Raw genomic sequence first — 20,895 nt, 5'->3', positions numbered from 1 at the left:
CCCGACCGGACGACTGGGCGGGCGCCGCGGTGCGTTCCGACGCGGGTGGCCGGTCAGGTGACCGGGCCGGGGAAGATCCAGGTGATCAGCGAGGCCGCCGACACCGCGAGCACACCGACCAGAGCCATCCAGCGCGACCAGGACGTCACGCGGATCACGGACTTTGCGCGGTCCTTCTCGTAGCGGAGCAGGTACAGCCCGCTCGACGGCAGTGTGCGCCCCGGAGGCTCGTGGACGGCCGAGACCATCAGCCAGGACGCCACGAGCAGCAGCAGGAACGCCCCGGCGAGCAGCCCGATCACCCACCACCGCGGCCCGGTGGTCATCTTGCTCAGGTTCTCCTGCCCCTTGAGCACGAAGACGACCGTCAGCAGGCCGGTGAGGGAGGTCAGGAAGTTCCGGTACCCCTCCGCCTGCTGAAGCGCCGCCCGCAGCCGCGTGGGCGGCTCCTCCCACTCCCTCACCCGCTTCTCGGCCTCGCGGATCTGTTCGGGCGTGAACTCCGGGGTCACCACTTGATGCCCAGACGCTGTGGTGGCATCGCGATGTAGAAGAGGTGGCCGCAGCCGCTCGGGACCGACGAGGGCCTGCCCACGTGCCAGGTCGGGCAGGCGCAGATGACGTGCTTGGGCTCCCCGTTGTCGAACTTCCTCCTGTCGGGTGTGGCAGGTCCCTTGGCGACGTACTGCACGTCCGTCCAGTACGGGGTGATCACGCACCGGCACTGCGGACACTCACCCGTGGCCTCGACACGGTCGGGTGCCCGCACCTCCCACAGGAAGGTTGTGAGGAACTGGTCCGGCGGCCGGTTGTTCTCGTTGTAGAGCGTGGTGGAACTCATGGACGTGGTCCTCCGGGCACAGGCAGGTCGAGCTCGAACAGTCGGACGTAGGGCCGCAGCAGGCCGATGACCTCGTCCTCGGTGCGTCGTGTCTCCTCCGCACACAGAACGACGTGCTCCGGGGTGACGGTTCCCTCGATCGCGGGCGCCCTGCCGGTCAACTGCTCGGTGAGCACGATGACATCGGCCCAGCCCGGCACGATGTCCCGCTCCTTGCCCTTCGGCTCGATGTCGACCCTCAGCCCGAGGGCCTCGAAGGGCGCGTACCGGTCGTACACCTCGCCGAGCGTCCAGCCGAACCGCCCCGCGACGAGGACCAGTTCGAGCGGGCCGAGGACGCCGGGTCCGAGCAGGCTCTCTTCGAAGGCTACGAGGTCGAAGAGCGTGGGTTCGAGCTCGGCGAGCGGGCCGTCCAGCGTGCCGGGGAGCGCCGGGCCGCCGAGACAGCGGTACGCGTCGAGGGCGGCCGCGGCCTCGCCGAGGGTGCAGCGGCGCTTCTCGGCGAGGCCGAGAAGGTCCTTGGTGGTCAGGAAGTCCTTGAACGTGCGTACTCCGGCAGGCGATTCCTGGACGACGAGGGCTGTCTCCGCGTGGTCGGGTGTCAGGGAGCGCGCCTGTTCCGGGAGGTCGGGGAGCCGCAGCGGGAGCCGGACGTCGGCCCGTGCCAGCTCGTCGACGACGGAGCCCACGGTGGTGCGACGGTCGGTCGCGAGCCTCAGAAGGAGGGGGAAGCGGGCCTCGCCGGTGCCGAACTCCCACTCGTCCTCCCTGTCGAGCCAGTCGGGGATCGCCAGTTCGAGGAGGGAGACCAGGAAGGGGGAGAGGCGCTCGAACTGTTCCACGAGCGTCTCGACGGGGGCGGTCAGAACGCCGCACGCCTCCAGGAAGGTGAGTTCCCGGCGCAGTTCCTCCGCCGTCGGGCGGGGTTGCGCCTCGTGGGCGCCGAGGAGTAGCCGCCAGTCCCCCCGCATGGCGTCGACCAGGGGCGGGCGCGGATCGTTCGCCGTCGAGCGGAGGGTCCACAGTGCCGGGGTCCAGGCGTGACAGACGGCGGGGACCTCCGGAGCGTGGACGCCGATGACGGGAGCGAGGGCGTCGATCTCCCTCGCCACCTGGCCGAGAGGGCGCTTCAGCAGGGCACCCCGGTCGATGAGCTGCCACAGGGAGAGGCGGCCGACGGGGAGCCAGGGACCTATTCCGTCGACGTCACGGGAGAGGAACCTCTGCTCGGCGGGGGTGAGGGGACGGTGGTCGAGGGTCTCCTCGACCACCGTGTCGGAGAGGGAGAAACCGAGCGGTGCCAGTGCCCGGACGCGCTCGGCCAGCCCGCGCCGTTGCGCGGGCACGCCGGCTCGTACGAACAGATCGATCGGATGGACCTCGCCGCTGTGCCAGGACTCCCCGTCGGAGGAGATCCTGGCCAGCCGTGAGGCCTCGGAAGCGAGGAGCTTCGTGCCGAGGTCCGCCGAGCGCAGCAGTCCCGGATCGGGAAACTCGATCCCCAGACGCATCAAGGTGTCCAGATCGTCCAGGAGGCTGGACGGGGGCACGTCGTAGTCCGCCGACACGGCCACCAGGGGAGCGTGGACAGCAGGGATTCCGTCGTCGTGCGCGTGACGGGGCCGGGAGGCCTGCGCGTAGGCCCGGTGGAGTTCCACCATCCTTCGCGTGGGCGTGCCGACCTCGCGCAGCTCCCGGATGCTCCGGGCCGCCGGCACACGGATACCGGCGATCGCGTACCGGCGAAGCGCTCGGACGCTCTCCACCAAGGGGACCTCGGCCCTCGCTGCTGCCATCAGCGGGGACGACCAGTCGTTGCGGAATGTGTTCTGGGAGAAGAGGACGGCATCCAGACCGATGGGCCCCGGGTACCGCTCGGGCCTGAAAGCGGCCTCGCCGCCCGACAGCACGCCCAGCACCGTCGAGCGCCACGCCCCCAGAAGCCTGCGCTCGGAGATGCTGCCGCGGGGCCAAGGGCCGGTCTCGCTCGTGCCGTGGATGTAGACGGCGTCCATCGCGAGGAGGCCCGCGCGGCGCAGGGGAACACGGACGGAAGACAGGATGTTCTCGGTCATGTCCGCGTCGATCACCCCGACCGCATCCGGCCGGGCTTCGCCGAACAACCGCACCGCCAGGCGGGGTTCGCGCTCAGCCAGTTCCCACAGCCACTCGAGCGACATCTCGTCGAGCAGCCGGGCCGCGTTCGTTACGGCGTCCAGAAGTTCCTTCTCGACGGCCTTCGTGTCGTACTTGAGCAGGGAGTTGCGGTTCACGCTGGGAACCGGACGGTGCCTCTCCTGAAGATTGAAGACGTACCCGTGTACGTCCTGTGCCTCCTCCATGACGATGCCGTCGAGGAGGAGCTGCCCGTAACCCTGGACGAGCCAGCTCCCCGCACCAGCCGGCACGGGCTTTCCGTACCACTCCTCCGCCCGCTCCTCCGGCGCCTTGAGCACCCCCGGGTCCCAGCTCTCCGAGCGGATGTGATTCCCGTCCCGGTCCCGTTCCTCCGCTGTCACATGGAACTCGCTCACCCACAGCAGCCGTCGCAGCGTCTCCACCACCGACGGCGGCTGCTCCCCGTCCTGCTCCGCGCTCAGATAGAGGCGCACGACGGTGCCGCCGTCCTTCGGTTCGCCGCCCTCGATCTCACGGATCTGGAGGAGGCCGGAACCCGACTGGACGGTGGCGTGGAGGGGGAGGACCGAGCGGGCGAGGTTGCCGTGGCGGTCGACGGCCGCGGTGTCGACCGTGACCTCCTCCGCCAGCATGAAGTAGCTGAACACGCCGATGCCGAAGCGGCTGTTGAAAGGGATGGGCTTCATCCCGGCCCGACGCCAGTTGCGCCGCTCCTGGACGTAGTCGGGGTCCTGCTCGTACCGCTTGCCTGCGCGGGCGAACATCGAGGTGAGCTTCTCGCGGCTCATGCCCGCGCCGCCGTCCTCGCACTCGATGTACGCGCGGTTGCCCTCGTACCCCTGACGGAACGTGATCCTGAGTTCGGGGTCGGTGCTGTGGAACACCTCCCGACTGCGGCCGTACTCGGTCCGCTGCTTTCGATAGCGGCAGGCGTCCAGGGCGTTCTGGTACAGCTCGCGCACGGCCAGCATCCGATCGCCGTACAGCTGGGTGCCCATGAGCAGCGGGCGGATCTCGTCCTCGGCGAGCCGGAAGCGCTCCAGCGGTTTGGTGTACGTGGTGCGGTCGTCCGGGTTCAGGTGCTCGGTGGTCACCCGCCGGGGGACGCCCCTGAGCAGGTCTGGCGCGGTCTGCCCGGCGTCGCGCCAGCGCCGATGGCGGTCGCGTACGGAGGCGTCGGCGGTGGCCGTCAGTTCTTCGAGCGCGGCGTGCAGCGCGGGGTGCGGGCAGGAGAGGCGGAGCGCGTACTGCGGGACGCCGTCGCGTTCCTCTCTCTCCCAGTCGGTCCCGGCGAGCGCGGCGACCACGCGGGCGGGGGCGAGGGGCAGATGCGCGCCCAGGTGGTCGACGAGCACGCTGGACATGCGGCGCGGGTCCGCGGCGAGGAGGGCCGCGAGCCACAGGAGGTAGGCGAGTTCGAGGTCCCGCCAGACGTTGCCGGGCACGGGCTTCTCGGTACGGCTCCATTTCGGGCTGCCGGTGTCGTCGATGCGTGGGCTCGACCCGGGGGCGACCGTCATGTGGGGCAGGACCCGGCGGACATGCTGGTCCACGGTGGCCGGCTGGGTGCTCGTGCCGACCGCGCCGGCGGAGACGGCCTTCACCACCATGTCGAGCAGGTGGTGGACGCTCCCGTAGTCGTTGTGGCTCCGGTCCCACAGCCGGTCCCAGTCCGCGATGAAGCGGTGGCGCAGCCAGTGGTCGGCGGCCTTGGCGGCACCGTCCTCCTTGCGTTTCCGCAGGGTCGCGGCGGTGACGTTCACGCGGGAGTGGGCCCGACAGACGTCGGCGGCGGCGTCGCACACCAGCCGGTCGTGGCCGTTCGCGGGGTCTTTGCCCCGATTGCCCTCCATGCGGTCGAGCCGGTCCGGACGGAGGGAGGCGAGTTCGCTGAGCGCGACGGCGACGACGCCCTCGTGCAGCAGCGGGGCGGCGAGGAGGGTGGCCGTCTCGGCGGGGGAGAGGTATTCGAAGGGCTGGAGCCGGGCGTCCTCGACGAGCCGGCCGAGGACATGGACGACCCGTTCCAGGTAGAGGGGGTCGTGCCAGGGAGTGGCGAGTTCCGACTGCGTGTCGATGCGGCTTCTGGCGACCTCGGCGGCCAGCTCCCCCAGCGCCTCCTGCACTCGGATGTGGACCTCCGGAGTTCCCGAGGTGTACGTCCAGAGAGCGGACTTCTCCAGGACCTCCGCCCAGCGCACGGTCTCCTCGGAGCCCTGGCACAGAGGCAGGTCCCGCGCCCAGTCCTCGCGCCCCCGGGCGGCCTTGAGTTCGACGGCGGGCGGCGGTACGTGCAGCTTCTGCGTGAGCGATCTGACCCGGGTCCGGACGAAGCCGGTGATCTCTCCGAGGGTCTGCGGGGGATGCCCGGGCGACAGGGCCTCGGACAGGGCGAAGCCGAAGTGGCTGCCCCGCTTCGGGTCGGCGAACGCCGCTTGCCCCTGGCTTCCGGCCCGCAGCCACACCACGTCGTCGTACTCGTTCCCCACAAGGGGCTTGTTCGCCTTGGGCGCGGAACCGGGGGTCTCCGTCCGGCAGGTGTCCAGGCACACGACGACCGACACGCCCTCCGGGACGCTGCCGAGGAGTTCGGGGGCGACCGTCTCGATGAGCGTCCCGGGGATCAGGGTGCCGCTGGCGCTGGCGCGGGCGCTCCACGGGAGGATGTAGTCCTGGCCGTCGATCACGACGCCGTGTCCGGAGACGTACACGAGGGCGGTGTCCCCGGGAGCGCAGGAGCCGAAGAAGTCGACCATGGCCGCGAGGATCATGTCCTTGCTGGTGTCGCGGTGTTCCTCGTCCGAGTGGCCCGGGTGGAAGGACATCACCTTGTAGTCGGACGCCCGCAGCGCCGCCTCGATCCGTCGTACGTCCTCGTCGACGCACGCCAGGGGCGGATAGGCGGCGGCGAGACGGGGGTTGCGCGCCAGGTACTCGGTGTCCCGGATGCCGATCAGGAGGGCCCTGTGGTCGCCACCCGGCCCCGTCTCCGTCCCCGTGGCGGTTCCCGTACCCGTACCCGTCTCCGCCACCGCGCCGGTCCCCGCCATCGTGCTCACGCGCCCCGTCCCCGCTTTCCGTCCGCTCCGCCCCGGAGGGGCCATGATTCCACGGCCTGACGGATGGCCATACGGGAACCGGGCACCCCCGAACAGCCGTATCTTCGACAGCGCGCAGAGCACGTCGAAGGAACGAGGGGGAAACCGTCCATGGCACTGAGTCTGCGGAAGGTCGAGGAGACCGCGCCCGCGCTGGTCAGCCTCTACAAGGAGGCGGGGGCCTCGCTCCAGCGGCACGGGGTCGACGGGCAGCGGGTCGCCGTCTACCTCGTCGTCGACTACTCGGGGTCGATGAAGCCCTACTACAACAGCGGCGCCGTCCAGGCCCTCGCCGACCGTGTCCTCGGGCTCGCCGCGCAGCTCGACGACGACGGACGCGTGCCGGTGGTCTTCTTCTCCACCGACGTCGACGCCGAGACCGACATCCGGCTCGACGACCACGCCGGCCGGATCGGCCGGATCGTCGCCGGACTCGGCCACATGGGCAAGACCAGCTACCACCTCGCCATGGACGCCGTCATCGACCACTACCTGGACAGCGGCTCCACCGCACCCGCGCTCGTCGTCTTCCAGACCGACGGCGGGCCGATCAACAAGCTCGCCGCCGAGCGGTACGTGTGCAAGGCGGCCCGGCTGCCGATCTTCTGGCAGTTCGTCGGCTTCGGCGACCCCGGCAGCCGGCAGTTCGAGTTCCTCCGCCGGCTCGACGAGCTCGACGTCCCCGCGAAGCGGCCCGTCGACAACTCCGGCTTCTTCCACGCCGGTCAGGACCCGAGCCGGGTCCCCGACGCGGAGCTGTACGACCGGATCGTCGCCGACTTCCCGGCGTGGCTCGCCGCGGCGCGGGGCCACGGCATCGTCCGCTCATGAGGACGCTCCCGCTCCCACCTCCTTGTCGAGGCGCGCGAACTGCTCCTCGGTGAGGGTGACGTCGAGCGCGCCCAGGTTCTCCACGAGGTGGGCCGCCGAGGACGTGCCCGGGATGGGGACGATGTGCGGAGCCCGGTGCAGCAGCCAGGCCAGGGCCGTCTGGGACGGGGTGGCACCGACCTCGCGGGCGATCCGGGCGACCGGACCGTCCGGGCCCGCGTGGCCGCCCATGGCGACCGGGAAGAAGGGTACGAAGGCGATCCCGCGCCCGGCGGTGTGCTCGACGACGGCCTCGTGGTCGCGGGTCGCCAGGTTGTAGAGGTTCTGCACGGCGGCGATGGGCGCGACCTCCTCGGCCTCCGCCAGCTGGACGACCGTCACCTCGGAGAGCCCGATGTGCCGGACCTTGCCCTCCTCCTGGAGCTGCCGCAGGGCACCCACCTGCTCGGCGACCGGGAAGTTCTCGTCGAGGCGGTGCAGGTGGAGCAGGTCGATGCGCTCGGTACGGAGCCGGCGCAGGCTCAGTTCGGCCTGCTGGCGCAGATAGGCGGGGTGGCCGAGCGGCACCCACTCGGTGGGGGAGGGCCGGACCACGCCGACCTTGGTGGCCACCGCGATCCCGTCGCCGAACGGGTGGAGGGCCTCGGCGAGGAGTTCCTCACCGGCCCCCAGGGCGTACGCGTCGGCCGTGTCGAAGAGGGTGACACCCGACTCGGCGGCCGTCCGCAGCAGAGCCACCGCGGCCGCCCGGTCCGCCGGCGCCGTCCAGATCCGGGCCTCGGGGCCCGTCGGGTCGCCGGGACCGTCGGCGAGTCGCATCGTGCCGTACCCGACACGCCGGACCGGGAGGTCGCCGCCGAGCTGGAATATCGTCGTGTCCGGGGAGTTCGTGTTGTTCGTCATGCTCGGAACCGTAGGAGCTCACACGGATGTGAGCTTCAAGCCCACCCGGGCGAAAGTGAGGGGGGTCACAGTGAAGATCGGTGAACTGGCGCGGGAGACCGGGGTGAGCGTACGACTGCTCCGTTACTACGAGGAGCAGGGACTCCTCGACTCGGAGCGCACCCCCGGCGGGCAGCGGGTGTACGGTCCCGACGCCCCGGCCGTCGTCCGCCGCATCCGGGCCCTGCTCGGCGCCGGGCTGCCGACCCGGGTCATCGCCGAGGTCCTGAACTGCGTCTGCGGCAGCGAGGCGGAGATCGAGCCCTGCCTCAGCCCGATGCTCGTCGCCCGGCTCGATGCCATCGACGAGAAGATCCACGACCTCCAGGGCACCCGCTCCTCCCTCGCGGCGCTCGTGGCGGGGACCGGGGGCAGACAACTCGCCACCGCTGACTGAGCGGTGGGAAACCGGTGGTCCCGGTCGCGGGTCGCGGGTGAACATGACGCCATGACATCTCTCGTACGACACGTGACGATCGACTGCGCCGACGCCCACGCCCTGGCGAGCTTCTGGGCCGCGGCACTGGACGCGAAGCTCGCCGACGACGACTTCCCCGGCGACCCCGAGGCGTCCGTCGAGTCGCCCGGCGCGAACCTCCTCTTCATCCAGGTGCCCGACGCGAAGGCGGTCAAGAACCGCGTCCACCTCGACCTCCAGCCGCAGGACAGGACCCGCGACGAGGAGGTCGAGCGGCTGATCGGCCTCGGCGCCACGCTGCTCGACGACCGCAGGAACCCGGACGGCACCGGCTGGGCGACCCTCGCGGACCCGGAGGGCAACGAGTTCTGCGTCGAGCGCAGCGCGGCGGAACGTGCCGCCACCTCCTGAGGCCGCCACCTCCTGAGGCCGCCACCTCCTGAGGCCGCCACCTCCTGAGGCTGTCGGGGAGCGACCGGCCCGGGAGCGACCGGCCCGGGAACGGCCGGAGCAATCCGGACAGTGGCTGTCGGGTATCCGGTGTCTCCTGGACGTATGGAAGACACCGGAACCACCTGGTCGGCCTTCGAGGCCGCCGAACCCGAACTCGCCGCGACCGTGCGCGAGCGCTTCGGGCAGTACACCCACCACGCCCTCGCCACCCTGCGGAAGGACGGCTCGCCCCGGCTCAGCGGCATCGAGGCGGACTTCCGCTTCGGCGAACTCTGGCTCGGCATGATGCCGAACTCCCGCAAGGCCCTCGACCTGCGCCGCGACCCCCGGTTCGCGCTCCTCGCCAATCCCGGCTCCGGCACCGGCATGGGCGGCGGGGACGTCCGGATCTCCGGGCGGGCGGTCGAGGTCACCGACCCCGAGACCGTGGACCGGTACGCGACCGACACGGGCGCGCCCCTGCCGTTCCACCTCTTCCGGGTGGAACCGGCCGAGATCGTACGGACCTGGGTGGAGGGCGACGAGATGGTCCTCCACAGCTGGGCGGCGGGGCGCCCGACACGGACCTACCGACGAGGCAACGACGACAGCCCGCCGCGCCGGGAACCGCACCCCTAGGGCCTCTCTTTCGGACCAAGCCGGGCTCGCGGCGTCTGGCACGCATGCTCGCCGCGTTGTCGTCGGTCTCCCCCAAGCTCTCGGCTTCGCTCGAGCAGGGCGGTACCCCCACCGCTCCGCGTCGCTTCCCTCCTCCGCCTTGCGATCGCACGCGCCAGACGCCGCTCCCTGATCCGGCCTGATCCAAAAGAGAGGCCCTAGGCCCAGAATGGGCGTGTGTCAGCGACCAAGAAGAAGACCCAGGCGAGTGCCGCGCCCGAGCGGCGCCGCGAACTCCTCGACACCGCCGCCGAGGTGTTCGCCGCCCAGGGCTACAACGCCACCACCGTCCGCAAGATCGCGGACGCCGCCGGGATGCTCGCCGGCAGCCTCTACTACCACTTCGACTCCAAGGAGTCGATGCTCGACGAGATCCTCTCGGCCTTCCTGAGTGAGCTGTGGGGCCGGTACGACGCCGTGCTCGCCGCCGGTCTCGGGCCCCGCGAGACCATCGAGGCCCTGGTCACCGAGTCCTTCCGCGAGATCGACCGGCACCGCGCCGCCGTCGCCATCTACCAGAAGGAGTCCCGCCACCTCACCGACCAGCCCCGCTTCGGCTACCTCGCCGACTCGCAGCGCAACTTCGAGAAGGCCTGGCTCGGCACCCTGGAGCGCGGTGTCGCGGACGGCGTCTTCCGCGCCGACCTCGACATCCGCCTCACCTACCGGTTCGTCCGCGACACCGTCTGGGTCGCCGCGTCCTGGTACCGGCCCGGCGGCCGGCACAGCCCCGAGGAGATCGCCCGCCAGTACCTCTCCATGGTCCTGGACGGGATCGCCACGCGGTCCGGCTGACCGGCCCGGGGCGGCGGGCGATCTGTGAGGTCGCCCACGTCACACCGCCCTGGTCAGGTCTGATCCGTCCGTGCACCGGTCACGCGGGGCGGGAAGGTCCCGGGGCGCACTATTGTTCCGGTAGAGACATCCGGGGTTCCTATCACGTGCCCCGGGAGCACAGCCGGGGCTCGTATCACGCGTTCCGGGAGAAGCATCCGGGGCCCGTTCTCGTGTTCCGGGTAGAGCAGCCGGGGCCCGCACCGTGCAGGTGCGGGCCCCCGCTGTGCCGCGAGCACCGGCCAGAAAGGCACGCATGACCCGCTCCGAACGCGCCCCCAAGCGCGGCCCCCGCACCGCCCAGACGAAGTCCACGTCACAGCCGAAGGGCTCGCGCGGCGGACGCCGTCCCACCGCGCCCCCGCCGCCGAGCGAGTTCACGCCGCCGGAGACGGTCACGCCCGCGCTGCCCGCGGTGGCCGCCTTCGCCGACCTCGACATGCCCGAGGGCCTGCTGCGGACCCTGGGCGAGCAGGGCGTCACGGAGCCGTTCCCGATCCAGGCCGCGACCCTGCCGAACTCGCTGGCCGGCCGCGACGTGCTCGGCCGGGGGCGCACCGGATCCGGCAAGACCCTCGCCTTCGGCCTCGCGATCCTCGCCCGCACCGCGGGCCGCCGCGCCGAGCCCACCGCGCCGCTCGCCCTCGTCCTGGTGCCCACCCGCGAGCTCGCCCAGCAGGTGACCGACGCCCTCACCCCGTACGCCTCCGCGCTGCGGCTGCGGATCACGACGGTCGTCGGCGGCATGTCGATCAGCCGGCAGTCCTCCGCGCTGCGGCGCGGCGCCGAGGTCCTCATCGCCACGCCGGGCCGGCTCCACGACCTCATCGAGCGGGGCGACTGCCGGCTCGACCAGGTCGCCGTCACCGTCCTCGACGAGGCCGACCAGATGGCCGACATGGGCTTCCTGCCGCAGGTCACGAAGGTGCTGAAGCAGGTCGAGCCGGGCGGACAGCGACTGCTGTTCTCGGCGACCCTCGACCGGAACATCGACCGGCTGGTCAAGATGTTCCTCGACGACCCGGTCGTGCACTCGGTCGACCCGTCGGCCGGCGCGGTCACCACCATGGAGCACCACGTCCTGTACGTGATGGACGAGACCGACAAGAAGGCCGTCACGCTGAAGATCGCGGCCCGCGACGGCCGGACGATCCTCTTCATGGACACCAAGCGGTCCGTGGACCGGCTGGTCAAGCGGCTCCTCGCGAACGGCGTACGGGCCTCCGGCCTGCACGGCGGCCGCTCGCAGCCGCAGCGCAACCGGACCCTGGACCAGTTCAAGACCGGCCAGGTGACCGCGCTCGTCGCGACGAACGTGGCGGCGCGCGGCATCCACGTCGACGACCTCGACATGGTCGTCAACGTCGACCCGCCCATCGACCACAAGGACTACCTGCACCGCGGCGGCCGTACCGCCCGCGCCGGTGAGTCCGGCAGCGTCTTCACCCTGGTCCTGCCGGAGCAGAAGCGCGACATGGGCCGTCTGATGTCGAACGCGGGCATCAGCCCCCGCACGGCGCAGATCAAGTCCAGTGACGAGCACCTGACCGAGCTGACCGGCGCGCGGGAGCCCTCGGGCGTCCCGGTCGTCATCGAGACCCCGCAGCCGACCCCGGCGCGCAAGGCGACGGCCTCCGGCGGCGGAAGCGGCGGCGGCAGCCGTCGCCGCCGCCGTCCGGCTCCCGCCGGCGGGGCGGCCGGTACGGGCTCGGGCTCCGGCTCGGGACGTTCCGCGGCCACGGGCACGGCTTCGGGCCGCGCCGCCGGTTCCACGGGTGGCTCCGGTCGCGGCTCCGGCTCGGGCCGGGGTTCCGGCTCCGGTACGGGCGGCGGGCGCGGCGGAGCCGCCGGCGCCGGCCGCGTCGGGCGCCAGGCCCCGGGCACCGGCCGCGCGCGGAGCGCGGGCAGCACGCGGAGCTCCAGGCCGAGGCCGACCGACACGTAGGCCGGAGCGGCTCCCGTACGGGGCGTGAGGCGTGGGCCCGGCCGAGTGCGCGAGGTACGGGTTCGGCCGAGCGCTCGGGTGCGGGCCCGGCCGAGAGTGGTGCCGGGCCCTCGGCTCCACACCGTCTTGGCGACACCTCGGGGTGCCTGGCCGTGGTCACACCGGTCCCGGTGTCACCTCCCGGCCCGCGGGCCGGTGCCCACGGGCCCTCCCGGCCCGGGGCCGACGGGCGCACGGCCGGCCGGCACCCAGGGCCTTCGGGCCACGACGGACGGGGCGGCGTGCGGAGTACGCACGCCGCCTTCGTCATGTCCGTGGTGGACCAGCTCATCGCAGCCGGTCAGGGCCCGGCCGCCGCCCCGAGGGCGGACACGGACGACACGCCCGACCCCCTACGCTTCCTTCTCCCCGGTCGACCCGACCGACCTGACCGACCCGACTGACTCGGCCGTCCCGACGGGCCTGGTCTCCCCGACCGTCCTGGCCGTCCCGACGGGCCTGGTCACCCCGGCCGTTCCGACGGGCCTGGTCACCCCGGCCGTCCCGACGGGCCTGGTCACCCCGGCCGGCCCGATCGATCACGGAACTGCCGGGCCGTTCCGGAACCGTCACCTCCTGTGCGGTCAGGTCCGGCGCGGGAGCGTCCATTCCAGGCGGGTCCTGACCCGGGGGTCGTGGACGTACTCCAGGGCGGCGAGTGCCGTCTCCCGCGCCGCGCCCTCCGGGGCGCCGTCCGCGAGGGCCGACGCCAGGGCGTCCACCGCGCGCGGGTCCTGCCGGATCGCGAGCCCGCGGGCCGCCTCCGCCGCCGTCTCCGGATCGGTGTCGCCGAGCCGCTCCGCGAGCCCCTCCCGTACGAGCGGGGTGTCGTCGGGCAGCTCGGCCAGCGCGAGCGTCGCCCAGTCCCGTACCCGCGCGTCACCGTCCCTGCTCAGCGCGAGCAGCACCCCGAGCGCCTCCACGTGCCCGGCCGGCACGATCCCGGCGAGGGCCCCCGCGACCGCCCGCCGTACCGCCGCGTCGGGATGCCCCGCCACCGCGAGGAGGTCGGGCACGGCGGCCGGGTCCGCGCACTCCCCGAGCGCCGACACCACCGACAGCGCCGGCTCCCGCGCCTGGGTCGCCCCCTCCGCCGCGAGCCGCCGCAGCACCGGGACCGCGCTCGGCGCGAAGCCGGGCAGGGCGCCGAGCACCCGAGCGCCCAGGGCCCGGCGCATCGGATCGCGGTACGCGCACCACGCGGCCGCCGCCACGAAGGTCTCCTCGTCGGCCCGCCCGGCCAGTTCGGCCACCGCCGTCGTCCAGTCGTCCAGCTCCGGATCGCCGCAGCGCAGGGCCCGCGCCGCCAGCTCCTCGTGCGAGGTGCGCAGTCCGAGCGACGCCTCGAGGAGCGTGGCGATCGCGGCGTGGCCGGTCTGGCGCTCGTCGCCGCGCCCGGGGGCACCGTTCTCCCGCAGCAGCTCGACGACGACCGTCACCCCGCCGTCCTCCCGGACCCGGCGGACCACGGCCTCGTACGTCTGCCCGCCCTCGTTCCCGGCGACGAGCCCGCGTCGCAGCTCGGCCGCGATGTCGGCGCCGATCCACCGCCGCGCCTCCCGCAGCGCGGCCTCACGGGCCGTCGCCCCGTGGTCGAGGAGTGCCCGTACGCAGCCGGTGGAGCCGCGCCGGGCGGCGGCGACGAGCGGCAGGATCCCGTCGGGCCCGCGCCGGTCGGGGTCGGCCCCGTACTCCAGGAGCACCCGGGTCGTGTCGGCGTGCCCGAGCCGCAACGCCCACGCGAGGGCCGTGAAGCCGTACGCCTCCTCCTGGTCCGGATGCGCGCCCGCCGCGAGGAGCGCCCGCGCCACCCCGGTGTGCCCGCCGACGGCCGCGCCGCAGAGCGGCAGTTCGTCGCCGTCCTCGCCGCTGGCCCGGCCCGGGTCGGCTCCGGCGGCCAGCAGCACCCGTACGATTCCGGCCTCGTCGCCGACGGCCGCCCGGTACAGGGCGGTCTCCCCGTCCTCCCGGGACTCGGGGTCGGCCCCGTTCCGCAAGGCCCGTACGGCCCCGTCCTCGTCCCCGTCACGGATGGCGTCGAACAGCGTGTCCATGCGCCGACCCTGACCCGCCGTCCGGTTCTGGCGCAAATCCGATTCCCGGCCCCGGGAGCGGGACCGGCGTGACCCGCGCTTCCCGTCCGCCCGTCCGCCCGCGCGCCCGTGCCAGAATCGGGCCGCATGACCCATGATCACGACGGCACGGTGCCGATCGTCGGCCACGGCGACGCCGCTCTCGCGAAGCTCCTGGAGCAGGGCCTCGACGCGTTCAACTTCGCGGCCACCGGCACCACCCCCGAGGACCAGGGCGAGCTGTCGGTGAAGGTCGTCGACGAGCACGGCGGGCTCATCGGCGGGCTCACCGGCTGGACCTGGAGCGGGCTCTTCGGCATCGACATGCTGTGGGTGCGGGAGGAGAGCCGGCAGGACGGCTGGGGGAGCCGGATCCTGCGCGCGGCCGAGGACGAGGCCAGGCGGCGCGGCTGCGACCGGGCCACCGTGTCGTCCTTCACCTTCCAGGCCCCGGACTTCTACCGGCGGCACGGATACGTGGAGACCGGACGCGTCCTCGGTATCCCGGGCGGCGCCGAGGACGTCCACTTCCACAAGAGCCTGGCCCAGGACCCGCCCGGGGCGACGCCTCAGGGGCGCCCCCGGCCCGATCCGCCGGGCACGCCCTAACCCGCGCACTCCAGGACCGTCCGGCACACCCCGCACCGGGCCCGCAGCGCCCGCCCCGTCGGGATCCTCAGGCGCCGGCGGCAGACCGGGCAGGGAAAGGAGACGCCGGTCGCGGGCGCTCCGCCCTCGAAGGCGTACGGGGCGCCCGCGCCCGCCCGGCCCCGGCGCCGCTCCCAGCCGTACCGCCGGCGCTCGGCCCAGCCCGCCCCGGCGAGCGGCGGCGACGTCCGCTCCCGGTCGGCCTCGGCCCGGCCCCGCTGCCACGCCTCGTACGCCACCGCGCTGGTGAACCACGGTGACGGGTCCTCGCCGAACACCCCGGCCCGCTTGGCGAGGACGTACCCGAACTCCTCCGGGGTCAGATAGCCCAGCTTCTGGCTCTCCACGCCGTCCCGCCGGTACGCGTCGAGCAGCAGCCATCCCGCGCCCAGGTAGGTGGTGACGACATCGGTGAGGATCTCGTTCTCCCGGGTGTCGGGGAAGGTGAGGCCGAGCCGGTGCAGCAGGACATGGGTGATCTCGTGGGAGAGTGCGGCACCGATGTCCCGGCGTCGGGTCCTGAACCGGTCGTTGAGTTCCACGAAGTACTCCGGCCCGGCGGTGAGTTCGACGGTCGCCGCGTGTTCCATCGGCCGGAAACTCACCACCATGCGCGCCTCGGGCAGTCGCAGGTGCCGGACGAGGGCGCGGGCCACCCGCTGGGTGCCCAGGTGGAGGTCCTCGGTGTCGGTGACGGCCACGTCGGAGGCGGGCACGCTCGCCGGGTAGCGGTGCACGCCGTCGGGGGAGAGGCGCCGGTAGAGCGCCGTGAGCGAGGCCCCGACGGTGGCGTGGTGCGGGAAGCCGTGGGCGACGTGGTCGCCCTCCTGACGGTTCGGCATGCCGGATTCCCCCCTCCCTCACACTGTACGGTCCCGCCACCCGGTCTGGCCGAAAAGGCTTTCTTGTGGCGGCAGTTGGGCGCTGCCCATAATTCGGACACGACTTGACGGGCGCATGTCATCGCTCGTCGGGTTCAACCCCCCATGAAAGAAGGAAGAACACGTGAAGCAGAACAGAATGGTCCGGGCACTCCAGAAGCTCGCCGCGGCCGGCGCCGTCGTCCTGGCGGCCGTCAGCCTCCAGCCCACCACCACCGCCTCCGCGGCCCCCGCCCCCGTCGTCGGCGGCGTCCGCGCCGCCCAGGGCGAGTTCCCCTGGATGGTCCGGCTCTCCATGGGCTGCGGCGGCTCGCTGATCACCCCGCAGATCGTGCTCACCGCGGCCCACTGCGTGAGCGGCTCCGGCAACAACACCGGCATCACCGCCACCGCCGGAGTCGTGGACCTGCAGAGCAGCAGCGCCATCAAGGTCAGGTCCACCAAGGTCCTCCAGGCCCCCGGCTACAACGGCAAGGGCAAGGACTGGGCCCTCATCAAGCTCGCCAGCCCCATCACCTCCCTGCCCAACCTGAAGATCGCCGAGACCACCGCGTACAACAGCGGCACCTTCACCGTGGCCGGCTGGGGCGCCGCCCGCGAGGGCGGATCGCAGCAGCGCTACCTCCTCAAGGCGAACGTCCCGTTCGTCTCCGACGCCTCCTGCCAGGCCTCCTACGGCAGCGACCTCGTCCCGTCCGAGGAGATCTGCGCCGGCTACAGCCAGGGCGGCGTCGACACCTGCCAGGGCGACTCCGGCGGCCCGATGTTCCGCAAGGACAACGCCGGAGCCTGGATCCAGGTCGGCATCGTGAGCTGGGGCGAGGGCTGCGCACGGGCCGGCTACCCCGGTGTCTACACGGAGGTCTCGACCTTCGCCGCCGCCATCAAGTCGGCCGCGGCCACGCTGTAACGGCGACACGTGAACCGGTGCCCCGGAGCGGCCTCCGCCCCGGGGCACCTGTCGTTCGCGTGACTCCGTTGTTTATCGCGCGACCTCACGGCACGCCGAGCTCGACACCCGGCACGCCGTCCCCCTCCAGCTCGAGCACCCACACCTCGTTCGCGCCCTCCCGCAGCACCGGACCCGGCACGAACAGCGACTCCTGCGGGCCCACCGACCAGTACCGGCCCAGGCAGAAACCGTTCACCCACACGAAGCCCCGGGTCGCCCCCGGCAGCCGCAGCACCGCGTCCCCGGCACCGGCCACCTCCAGCGACCCCCGGTAGAGGCCCGGCCCGCCCCGGCCCGCCCCGGACTCGAACGGCACCTTCGAAACCGCCGCCGCCCCGAACGCGTCAAGCCGCAGCCCCCGCGCCCGGAACCCGTGCAGATACTGCCGCTCGTGCCGTACCCCGCCCGTGATCCCCTTCGACTCCGCCAGCCGCGGCCCGTAGTTCACCCGGCCCAGCGACTCCACCCACAGGTCGACGACCGCCGGCCCCGGCACCGGCCCGGCGAGCACCGACTCCTCCGCGTCCAGAACCCCCGCCGGGACCCCGTCGACGTACACCACCGCCCGGTCCCGCAACCCCGTCACAGAGAGCGGGTACGGCTCCCGCGGCCCCGGCACCGCCACCCGGTAACGGACCAGACCCCGGTCCACGCCCAGCTCCTCGAAGGTCGGCGGCACGGGCGACACCGACTCCTCGTCACCGAGCACCTCCAGGACCGCGTCCAGCGACGCCCAGCCGTCCGGCACACCGGACACCGGCACCGCGAGCCGGACCGGCGGCTCCGGCAGCTCCGGCAGCGGCCCCTCCGCGTACGCCGCGAACACCTCCCGGAACCGCAAGAACTTCTCCGTCGGCCGCCCCGCCTCGTCCACCGGCGCGTCGTAGTCGTACGACGTCACCGTCGCCCGCAACGGCCCGTCATGCAGCTCACCGGCCCGGTTCGCACCCGCCCAGCCCCCGAAGTTCGTCCCCCCGTGCGCCATGTACACATTGACCGAGGCCCCGCACTCCAGGATCTCCCGCAGCGCGTCCGCCGCGTCCCCCGCGCCCCGCACCGCGTGCTCCGTCCCCCAGTGGTCGAACCAGCCGCACCAGAACTCCATGCACATCAACGGCCCCGACGGCTGATGACGCCGCAGCGTCGCGAACCCCTCCCGCGCCCCCGAACCGAAGTTCGCCGTCGCGAGCACCCCCGGCACCGAACCACCCGTCAGCATGTGGTCCTCGGGCCCGTCCGAGGTGAACAGCGGCACGCTCACCCCACAGTCACGCAACAGCTCCGCCAGCCACACCAGATAACCCCGGTCGCTGCCGTAACTCCCGTACTCGTTCTCCACCTGGACCAGGACCACCGGCCCGCCCCGGTCGACCTGCCGCTCCACCACCTGCGGAAGCAACCGCCGGAACCAGACCTCCACCGGCGCCAGGAACTCCGGGTCGAGCGTCCGCACCCGCCGTCCGAGCGGACCGGTCAGCCAGTGCGGCAGACCGCCGTTCTCCCACTCGGCGCAGATGTACGGCCCCGGACGCACGACCGCCCACATCCCGGCCCGCTCCACCGCGTCGAGGAACCGGCCGAGCGCCTCCACGTCCCCGAACCGGCCCGGCTCCGGCGCGTACAGGTTCCACGGGACGTACGTCTCGACACAATTGAGACCCATCGCGCGCAGCATCCCGAGCCGGTGCTCCCACTGCCCCTCGTGCACCCGGAAGTAGTGCAGAGCCCCCGAGAGCAGCCGCACCGGCCGCCCGTCGAGCAGAAAGTCCTCGTCACCCACAGCGAACGTGCTCATGGCCTCACCCTCACCCCCTGGCGGCACGCCGGTCCATGGACAAAGATCGTCGCAGTTTGGACGTTACGGAGGGGCCCACCGCATGTACCACACCTGGATGCGCTACTTCACACCCAGCCCCGTCCACCACCGCCTCGGCCTCGTCTGCCTCGGCGTCGGACTCCAGCACGGCACCCTGCCCACCGTCGGCCCCCGCACCCTCGACCACCACGTCGCCGTCGTCATCTCCGCCGGCAGCGGCTGGTACCGGGCCGCCGACGGCCGCCGCACCACCGTCACCGCCCCCGCCCTGCTCTGGCTCACCCCCGGCACACCCCACCACTACGCCGCCGACCCCGGCACCGGCTGGGACGAATCCTTCGTCGACTTCACCGGACCCGCCACCACCACCTACACCGAACTCGGCTACATCGAACCCGACCGGCCCGTCGTCCCCCTCTCCGACGCCGCCCCCGCCCGCGCCGCCATCGGCCGCATCGCCCGCGCCGCCCGCCCCGGCAACCCCCTCCTCGAAGTCGAGACCGGCGCCGCCGTCCACGAACTCCTCGTCGCCCTCCGCCGCGCCCGCGCCGACACCAACGCCGACGGCGACCCCGTCCTCGCCGCCCTCGCCCGCGACGCCTTCCAGCCCCTCTCCGTCGCCGACCACGCCGCCCGGCACGGCATGACCGCCGCCGAACTGCGCACCGCCGTCCGCCGCGCCGCCGGATGCAGCCCCAAGGACTACCTCCTCACCGTCCGCCTCGGCCGCGCCAAGGAACTCCTCGCCGCCACCGAACTGCCCGTCGCCGCCGTCGCCCGCCGCGTCGGCTACGACGACCCCGCCTACTTCTCCCGCCTCTTCACCCGCCGGGTCGGCACCGCCCCCATCCGCTTCCGCGAACAGCAGGGACGATCCGTACACGGCGGCTGGAGCGACCGCGTTCCGGATCCCGAACACCCGCCCACGATCCTCCCGAGATCCGTCTAAGCTCGCAGATCATGAGCGACTCCACCCCGTCCCAGCCCGTCGACGACTCCGTACGGGCCGAACTGACCCGCCTGCGCGAAAGCATCGACAACATCGACGCGGCGGTCGTCCACATGCTCGCCGAGCGCTTCAAATGCACCCAGCAGGTCGGCGTCCTCAAGGCCCGGCACCAGCTGCCCCCCGCCGACCCCGCCCGCGAGGCCCGCCAGATCGCCCGACTGCGGGAACTCGCCGAGAGCGCGAAACTGGACCCGGCCTTCGCGGAGAAACTCCTCAACTTCATCATCGCCGAGGTCATCCGCCACCACGAGACGATCGCGGACGGAGCACGCTGATGGCCCACGTCACGGTCTTCACCCTCGGAGGGACCATCTCCGCACGAGGCGGTGACGCGGCCCGCATGACCGGCCAGGAGGTCCTCGCCGGCCTCGGCGCCCCCGAGGACGTCGTCCTGCGGGACTTCCGCCGCATCCCCAGCTCCACCCTCTCCTTCGAAGACCTCGCCGCCCTCGCCGACGAGGTCCGCGCGGCCGTCGCCGACGGCTCCGGCGTCGTCGTCGTCCAGGGCACCGACACCCTGGAGGAGACCGCCTTCCTCCTCGACCTGCTCTGCACCACCGAGCAGCCGATCGCCGTCACCGGCGCCATGCGCCGACCCGACCTGCCCGGCGCCGACGGCCCCGCCAACCTCGCCGCCGCACTCGCCGTCGCCGCCGACCCCGCCTGCCGGAACCTCGGCGTCCTCGTCGTCCTCGCCGACGAGATCCACGCCGCCCGCCACGCCCGCAAGACCCACACCACCTCCATCGCCACCTTCACCTCGCCCGGCACGGGACCCCTCGGCGCCGTCGTCGAAGGCCGACCCCGGATCCTGCTCCGCCCCGCCGTCCCCGCCGCGCTCCGCCCGCTGAAGCTCGACCCCTCCGTACGCGTCGCCCTGGTGACCCTCTCCCTCGGTGACCGCGGCGAACTCCTCGACGCCGTCGACGACCGCTTCCAAGGCCTCGTCGTCGCCGCCTTCGGCGGCGGACACGCCCCCGCACCGCTCGTCGAACCCCTCGCCGAACTCGCCCGGCGCATCCCGGTCGTCCTCGCCTCCCGCACCGGCGGCGGCACGACCCTCACGGACACCTACCGCAGCCCCGGTTCCGAACACGACCTGCTGCACCACGGACTCATCCCGGCCGGCCCCCTCGACCCCGCCAAGGCCCGCATCCTGCTCCACACCCTGCTCTCCAGCGGCGCCACGGGACCGGCCGGCTACGACCGCCCCCGCATCACCGCCGCCTTCGCCCACCTCGACGGCACCGGCGTCGCCTGACGGCACCACCCGACGGGGGATCCCCCACGGCTCCCCACCACCCCTGCCCACCGCCCCGG

At 72.8% G+C, this 20,895-nt stretch carries 18 protein-coding genes; 11 read left to right on the top strand and 7 right to left on the bottom strand.

Annotated features, from left to right (window positions below; translation table 11 throughout):
* Nucleotides 1-53: 53 nt before the first annotated feature.
* From ACFWUY_RS02110 to ACFWUY_RS02100, 3 genes are read right to left on the bottom strand one after another with little or no spacing between them, the layout of a single operon-like run.
* On the bottom strand, nt 54-512 hold the full coding sequence (locus ACFWUY_RS02110) for a hypothetical protein (protein WP_384100991.1): 459 nt from the start codon (nt 510-512) through the stop codon (nt 54-56).
* Entirely contained in the window at nt 509-841 is a 333-nt protein-coding gene (locus ACFWUY_RS02105) for a hypothetical protein (protein ID WP_384100989.1), read from the bottom strand. The genes ACFWUY_RS02110 and ACFWUY_RS02105 overlap by 4 nt, the downstream gene beginning before the upstream one ends.
* Nucleotides 838-6,030 (bottom strand): caspase family protein, encoded by a 5,193-nt coding sequence (locus ACFWUY_RS02100; protein WP_384101399.1) that lies wholly within the window; start codon nt 6,028-6,030, stop codon nt 838-840. Before ACFWUY_RS02100 ends, ACFWUY_RS02105 begins: the two co-directional genes overlap by 4 nt.
* 159 nt (nt 6,031-6,189) lie before the next feature.
* Here ACFWUY_RS02100 and ACFWUY_RS02095 point away from each other — a divergent pair, with 159 nt between their 5' ends.
* Nucleotides 6,190-6,909 (top strand): VWA domain-containing protein, encoded by a 720-nt coding sequence (locus ACFWUY_RS02095; protein ID WP_384100984.1) that lies wholly within the window; start codon nt 6,190-6,192, stop codon nt 6,907-6,909.
* Here ACFWUY_RS02095 and ACFWUY_RS02090 read toward each other — a convergent pair.
* On the bottom strand, nt 6,904-7,812 hold the full coding sequence (locus ACFWUY_RS02090) for an aldo/keto reductase (RefSeq protein WP_384100981.1): 909 nt from the start codon (nt 7,810-7,812) through the stop codon (nt 6,904-6,906). The genes ACFWUY_RS02095 and ACFWUY_RS02090 overlap by 6 nt on opposite strands.
* A 70-nt stretch (nt 7,813-7,882) precedes the next feature.
* On the opposite strand from ACFWUY_RS02090, the gene ACFWUY_RS02085 reads away from it, so the two are divergent.
* The 5 genes from ACFWUY_RS02085 (at nt 7,883) to ACFWUY_RS02065 (ending at nt 12,158) form a co-directional block, all read left to right on the top strand.
* Entirely contained in the window at nt 7,883-8,248 is a 366-nt protein-coding gene (locus tag ACFWUY_RS02085; protein ID WP_384100979.1) for a MerR family transcriptional regulator, read from the top strand.
* Nucleotides 8,249-8,299: 51 nt separating this feature from the next.
* Nucleotides 8,300-8,680 carry a VOC family protein gene (locus tag ACFWUY_RS02080; protein ID WP_384100976.1) on the top strand — a complete coding sequence of 127 codons (381 nt, stop codon included), beginning with the start codon at nt 8,300-8,302 and terminating at the stop codon, nt 8,678-8,680.
* Between the two features lie 144 nt (nt 8,681-8,824).
* Nucleotides 8,825-9,340: a pyridoxamine 5'-phosphate oxidase family protein gene (locus tag ACFWUY_RS02075; protein WP_384100973.1), complete on the top strand. Its 516-nt coding sequence runs from the start codon at nt 8,825-8,827 to the stop codon at nt 9,338-9,340.
* A 216-nt stretch (nt 9,341-9,556) separates the two neighbouring features.
* Complete coding sequence (locus tag ACFWUY_RS02070) at nt 9,557-10,174, top strand: TetR/AcrR family transcriptional regulator (protein ID WP_384100970.1); 618 nt, start codon at nt 9,557-9,559, stop codon at nt 10,172-10,174.
* A gap of 295 nt (nt 10,175-10,469) precedes the next feature.
* A complete protein-coding gene (locus tag ACFWUY_RS02065) occupies nt 10,470-12,158 on the top strand; it encodes a DEAD/DEAH box helicase (protein WP_384100968.1) in 1,689 nt (562 codons plus the stop codon).
* 623 nt (nt 12,159-12,781) lie between these two features.
* Here ACFWUY_RS02065 and ACFWUY_RS02060 read toward each other — a convergent pair.
* Nucleotides 12,782-14,251 carry an ankyrin repeat domain-containing protein gene (locus ACFWUY_RS02060; protein WP_384100964.1) on the bottom strand — a complete coding sequence of 490 codons (1,470 nt, stop codon included), beginning with the start codon at nt 14,249-14,251 and terminating at the stop codon, nt 12,782-12,784.
* A 126-nt stretch (nt 14,252-14,377) separates the two neighbouring features.
* Between ACFWUY_RS02060 and ACFWUY_RS02055 the strand changes: the two genes are divergently transcribed.
* Complete coding sequence (locus tag ACFWUY_RS02055; RefSeq protein ID WP_384100962.1) at nt 14,378-14,878, top strand: GNAT family N-acetyltransferase; 501 nt, start codon at nt 14,378-14,380, stop codon at nt 14,876-14,878.
* Here ACFWUY_RS02055 and ACFWUY_RS02050 read toward each other — a convergent pair.
* Nucleotides 14,875-15,759 carry a hypothetical protein gene (locus ACFWUY_RS02050; RefSeq protein WP_384100959.1) on the bottom strand — a complete coding sequence of 295 codons (885 nt, stop codon included), beginning with the start codon at nt 15,757-15,759 and terminating at the stop codon, nt 14,875-14,877. The two genes, ACFWUY_RS02055 and ACFWUY_RS02050, sit on opposite strands and share 4 nt — an antisense overlap.
* 178 nt (nt 15,760-15,937) lie before the next feature.
* Here ACFWUY_RS02050 and ACFWUY_RS02045 point away from each other — a divergent pair, with 178 nt between their 5' ends.
* On the top strand, nt 15,938-16,708 hold the full coding sequence (locus ACFWUY_RS02045) for a S1 family peptidase (protein ID WP_384101398.1): 771 nt from the start codon (nt 15,938-15,940) through the stop codon (nt 16,706-16,708).
* An 85-nt stretch (nt 16,709-16,793) separates the two neighbouring features.
* Here the strand turns inward: ACFWUY_RS02045 and ACFWUY_RS02040 are convergent, their stop codons facing one another.
* The gene (locus ACFWUY_RS02040) at nt 16,794-18,545 is read right to left on the bottom strand and encodes a beta-galactosidase family protein (RefSeq protein ID WP_384100957.1); all 1,752 of its coding nucleotides are present in this window, start codon (nt 18,543-18,545) and stop codon (nt 16,794-16,796) included.
* A gap of 82 nt (nt 18,546-18,627) precedes the next feature.
* Between ACFWUY_RS02040 and ACFWUY_RS02035 the strand changes: the two genes are divergently transcribed.
* Genes ACFWUY_RS02035 through ACFWUY_RS02025 form a run of 3 tightly spaced genes read left to right on the top strand, consistent with a single transcriptional unit; the run spans nt 18,628 to nt 20,836 of the window.
* Nucleotides 18,628-19,515 carry an AraC family transcriptional regulator gene (locus ACFWUY_RS02035; protein WP_384100955.1) on the top strand — a complete coding sequence of 296 codons (888 nt, stop codon included), beginning with the start codon at nt 18,628-18,630 and terminating at the stop codon, nt 19,513-19,515.
* Nucleotides 19,516-19,526: 11 nt separating this feature from the next.
* Nucleotides 19,527-19,850 carry a chorismate mutase gene (locus tag ACFWUY_RS02030; protein ID WP_384100953.1) on the top strand — a complete coding sequence of 108 codons (324 nt, stop codon included), beginning with the start codon at nt 19,527-19,529 and terminating at the stop codon, nt 19,848-19,850.
* Complete coding sequence (locus tag ACFWUY_RS02025; RefSeq protein WP_384100951.1) at nt 19,850-20,836, top strand: asparaginase; 987 nt, start codon at nt 19,850-19,852, stop codon at nt 20,834-20,836. Before ACFWUY_RS02030 ends, ACFWUY_RS02025 begins: the two co-directional genes overlap by 1 nt.
* The last annotated feature ends 59 nt before the right edge of the window (nt 20,837-20,895 follow it).

This window comes from Streptomyces sp. NPDC058664 (assembly GCF_042716635.1).
Classification (GTDB): Bacteria; Actinomycetota; Actinomycetes; order Streptomycetales; family Streptomycetaceae; genus Streptomyces.
The sequence above is the reverse complement of the archived record's forward strand: the minus strand, read 5'-3'. Positions and strand labels throughout refer to the sequence as shown.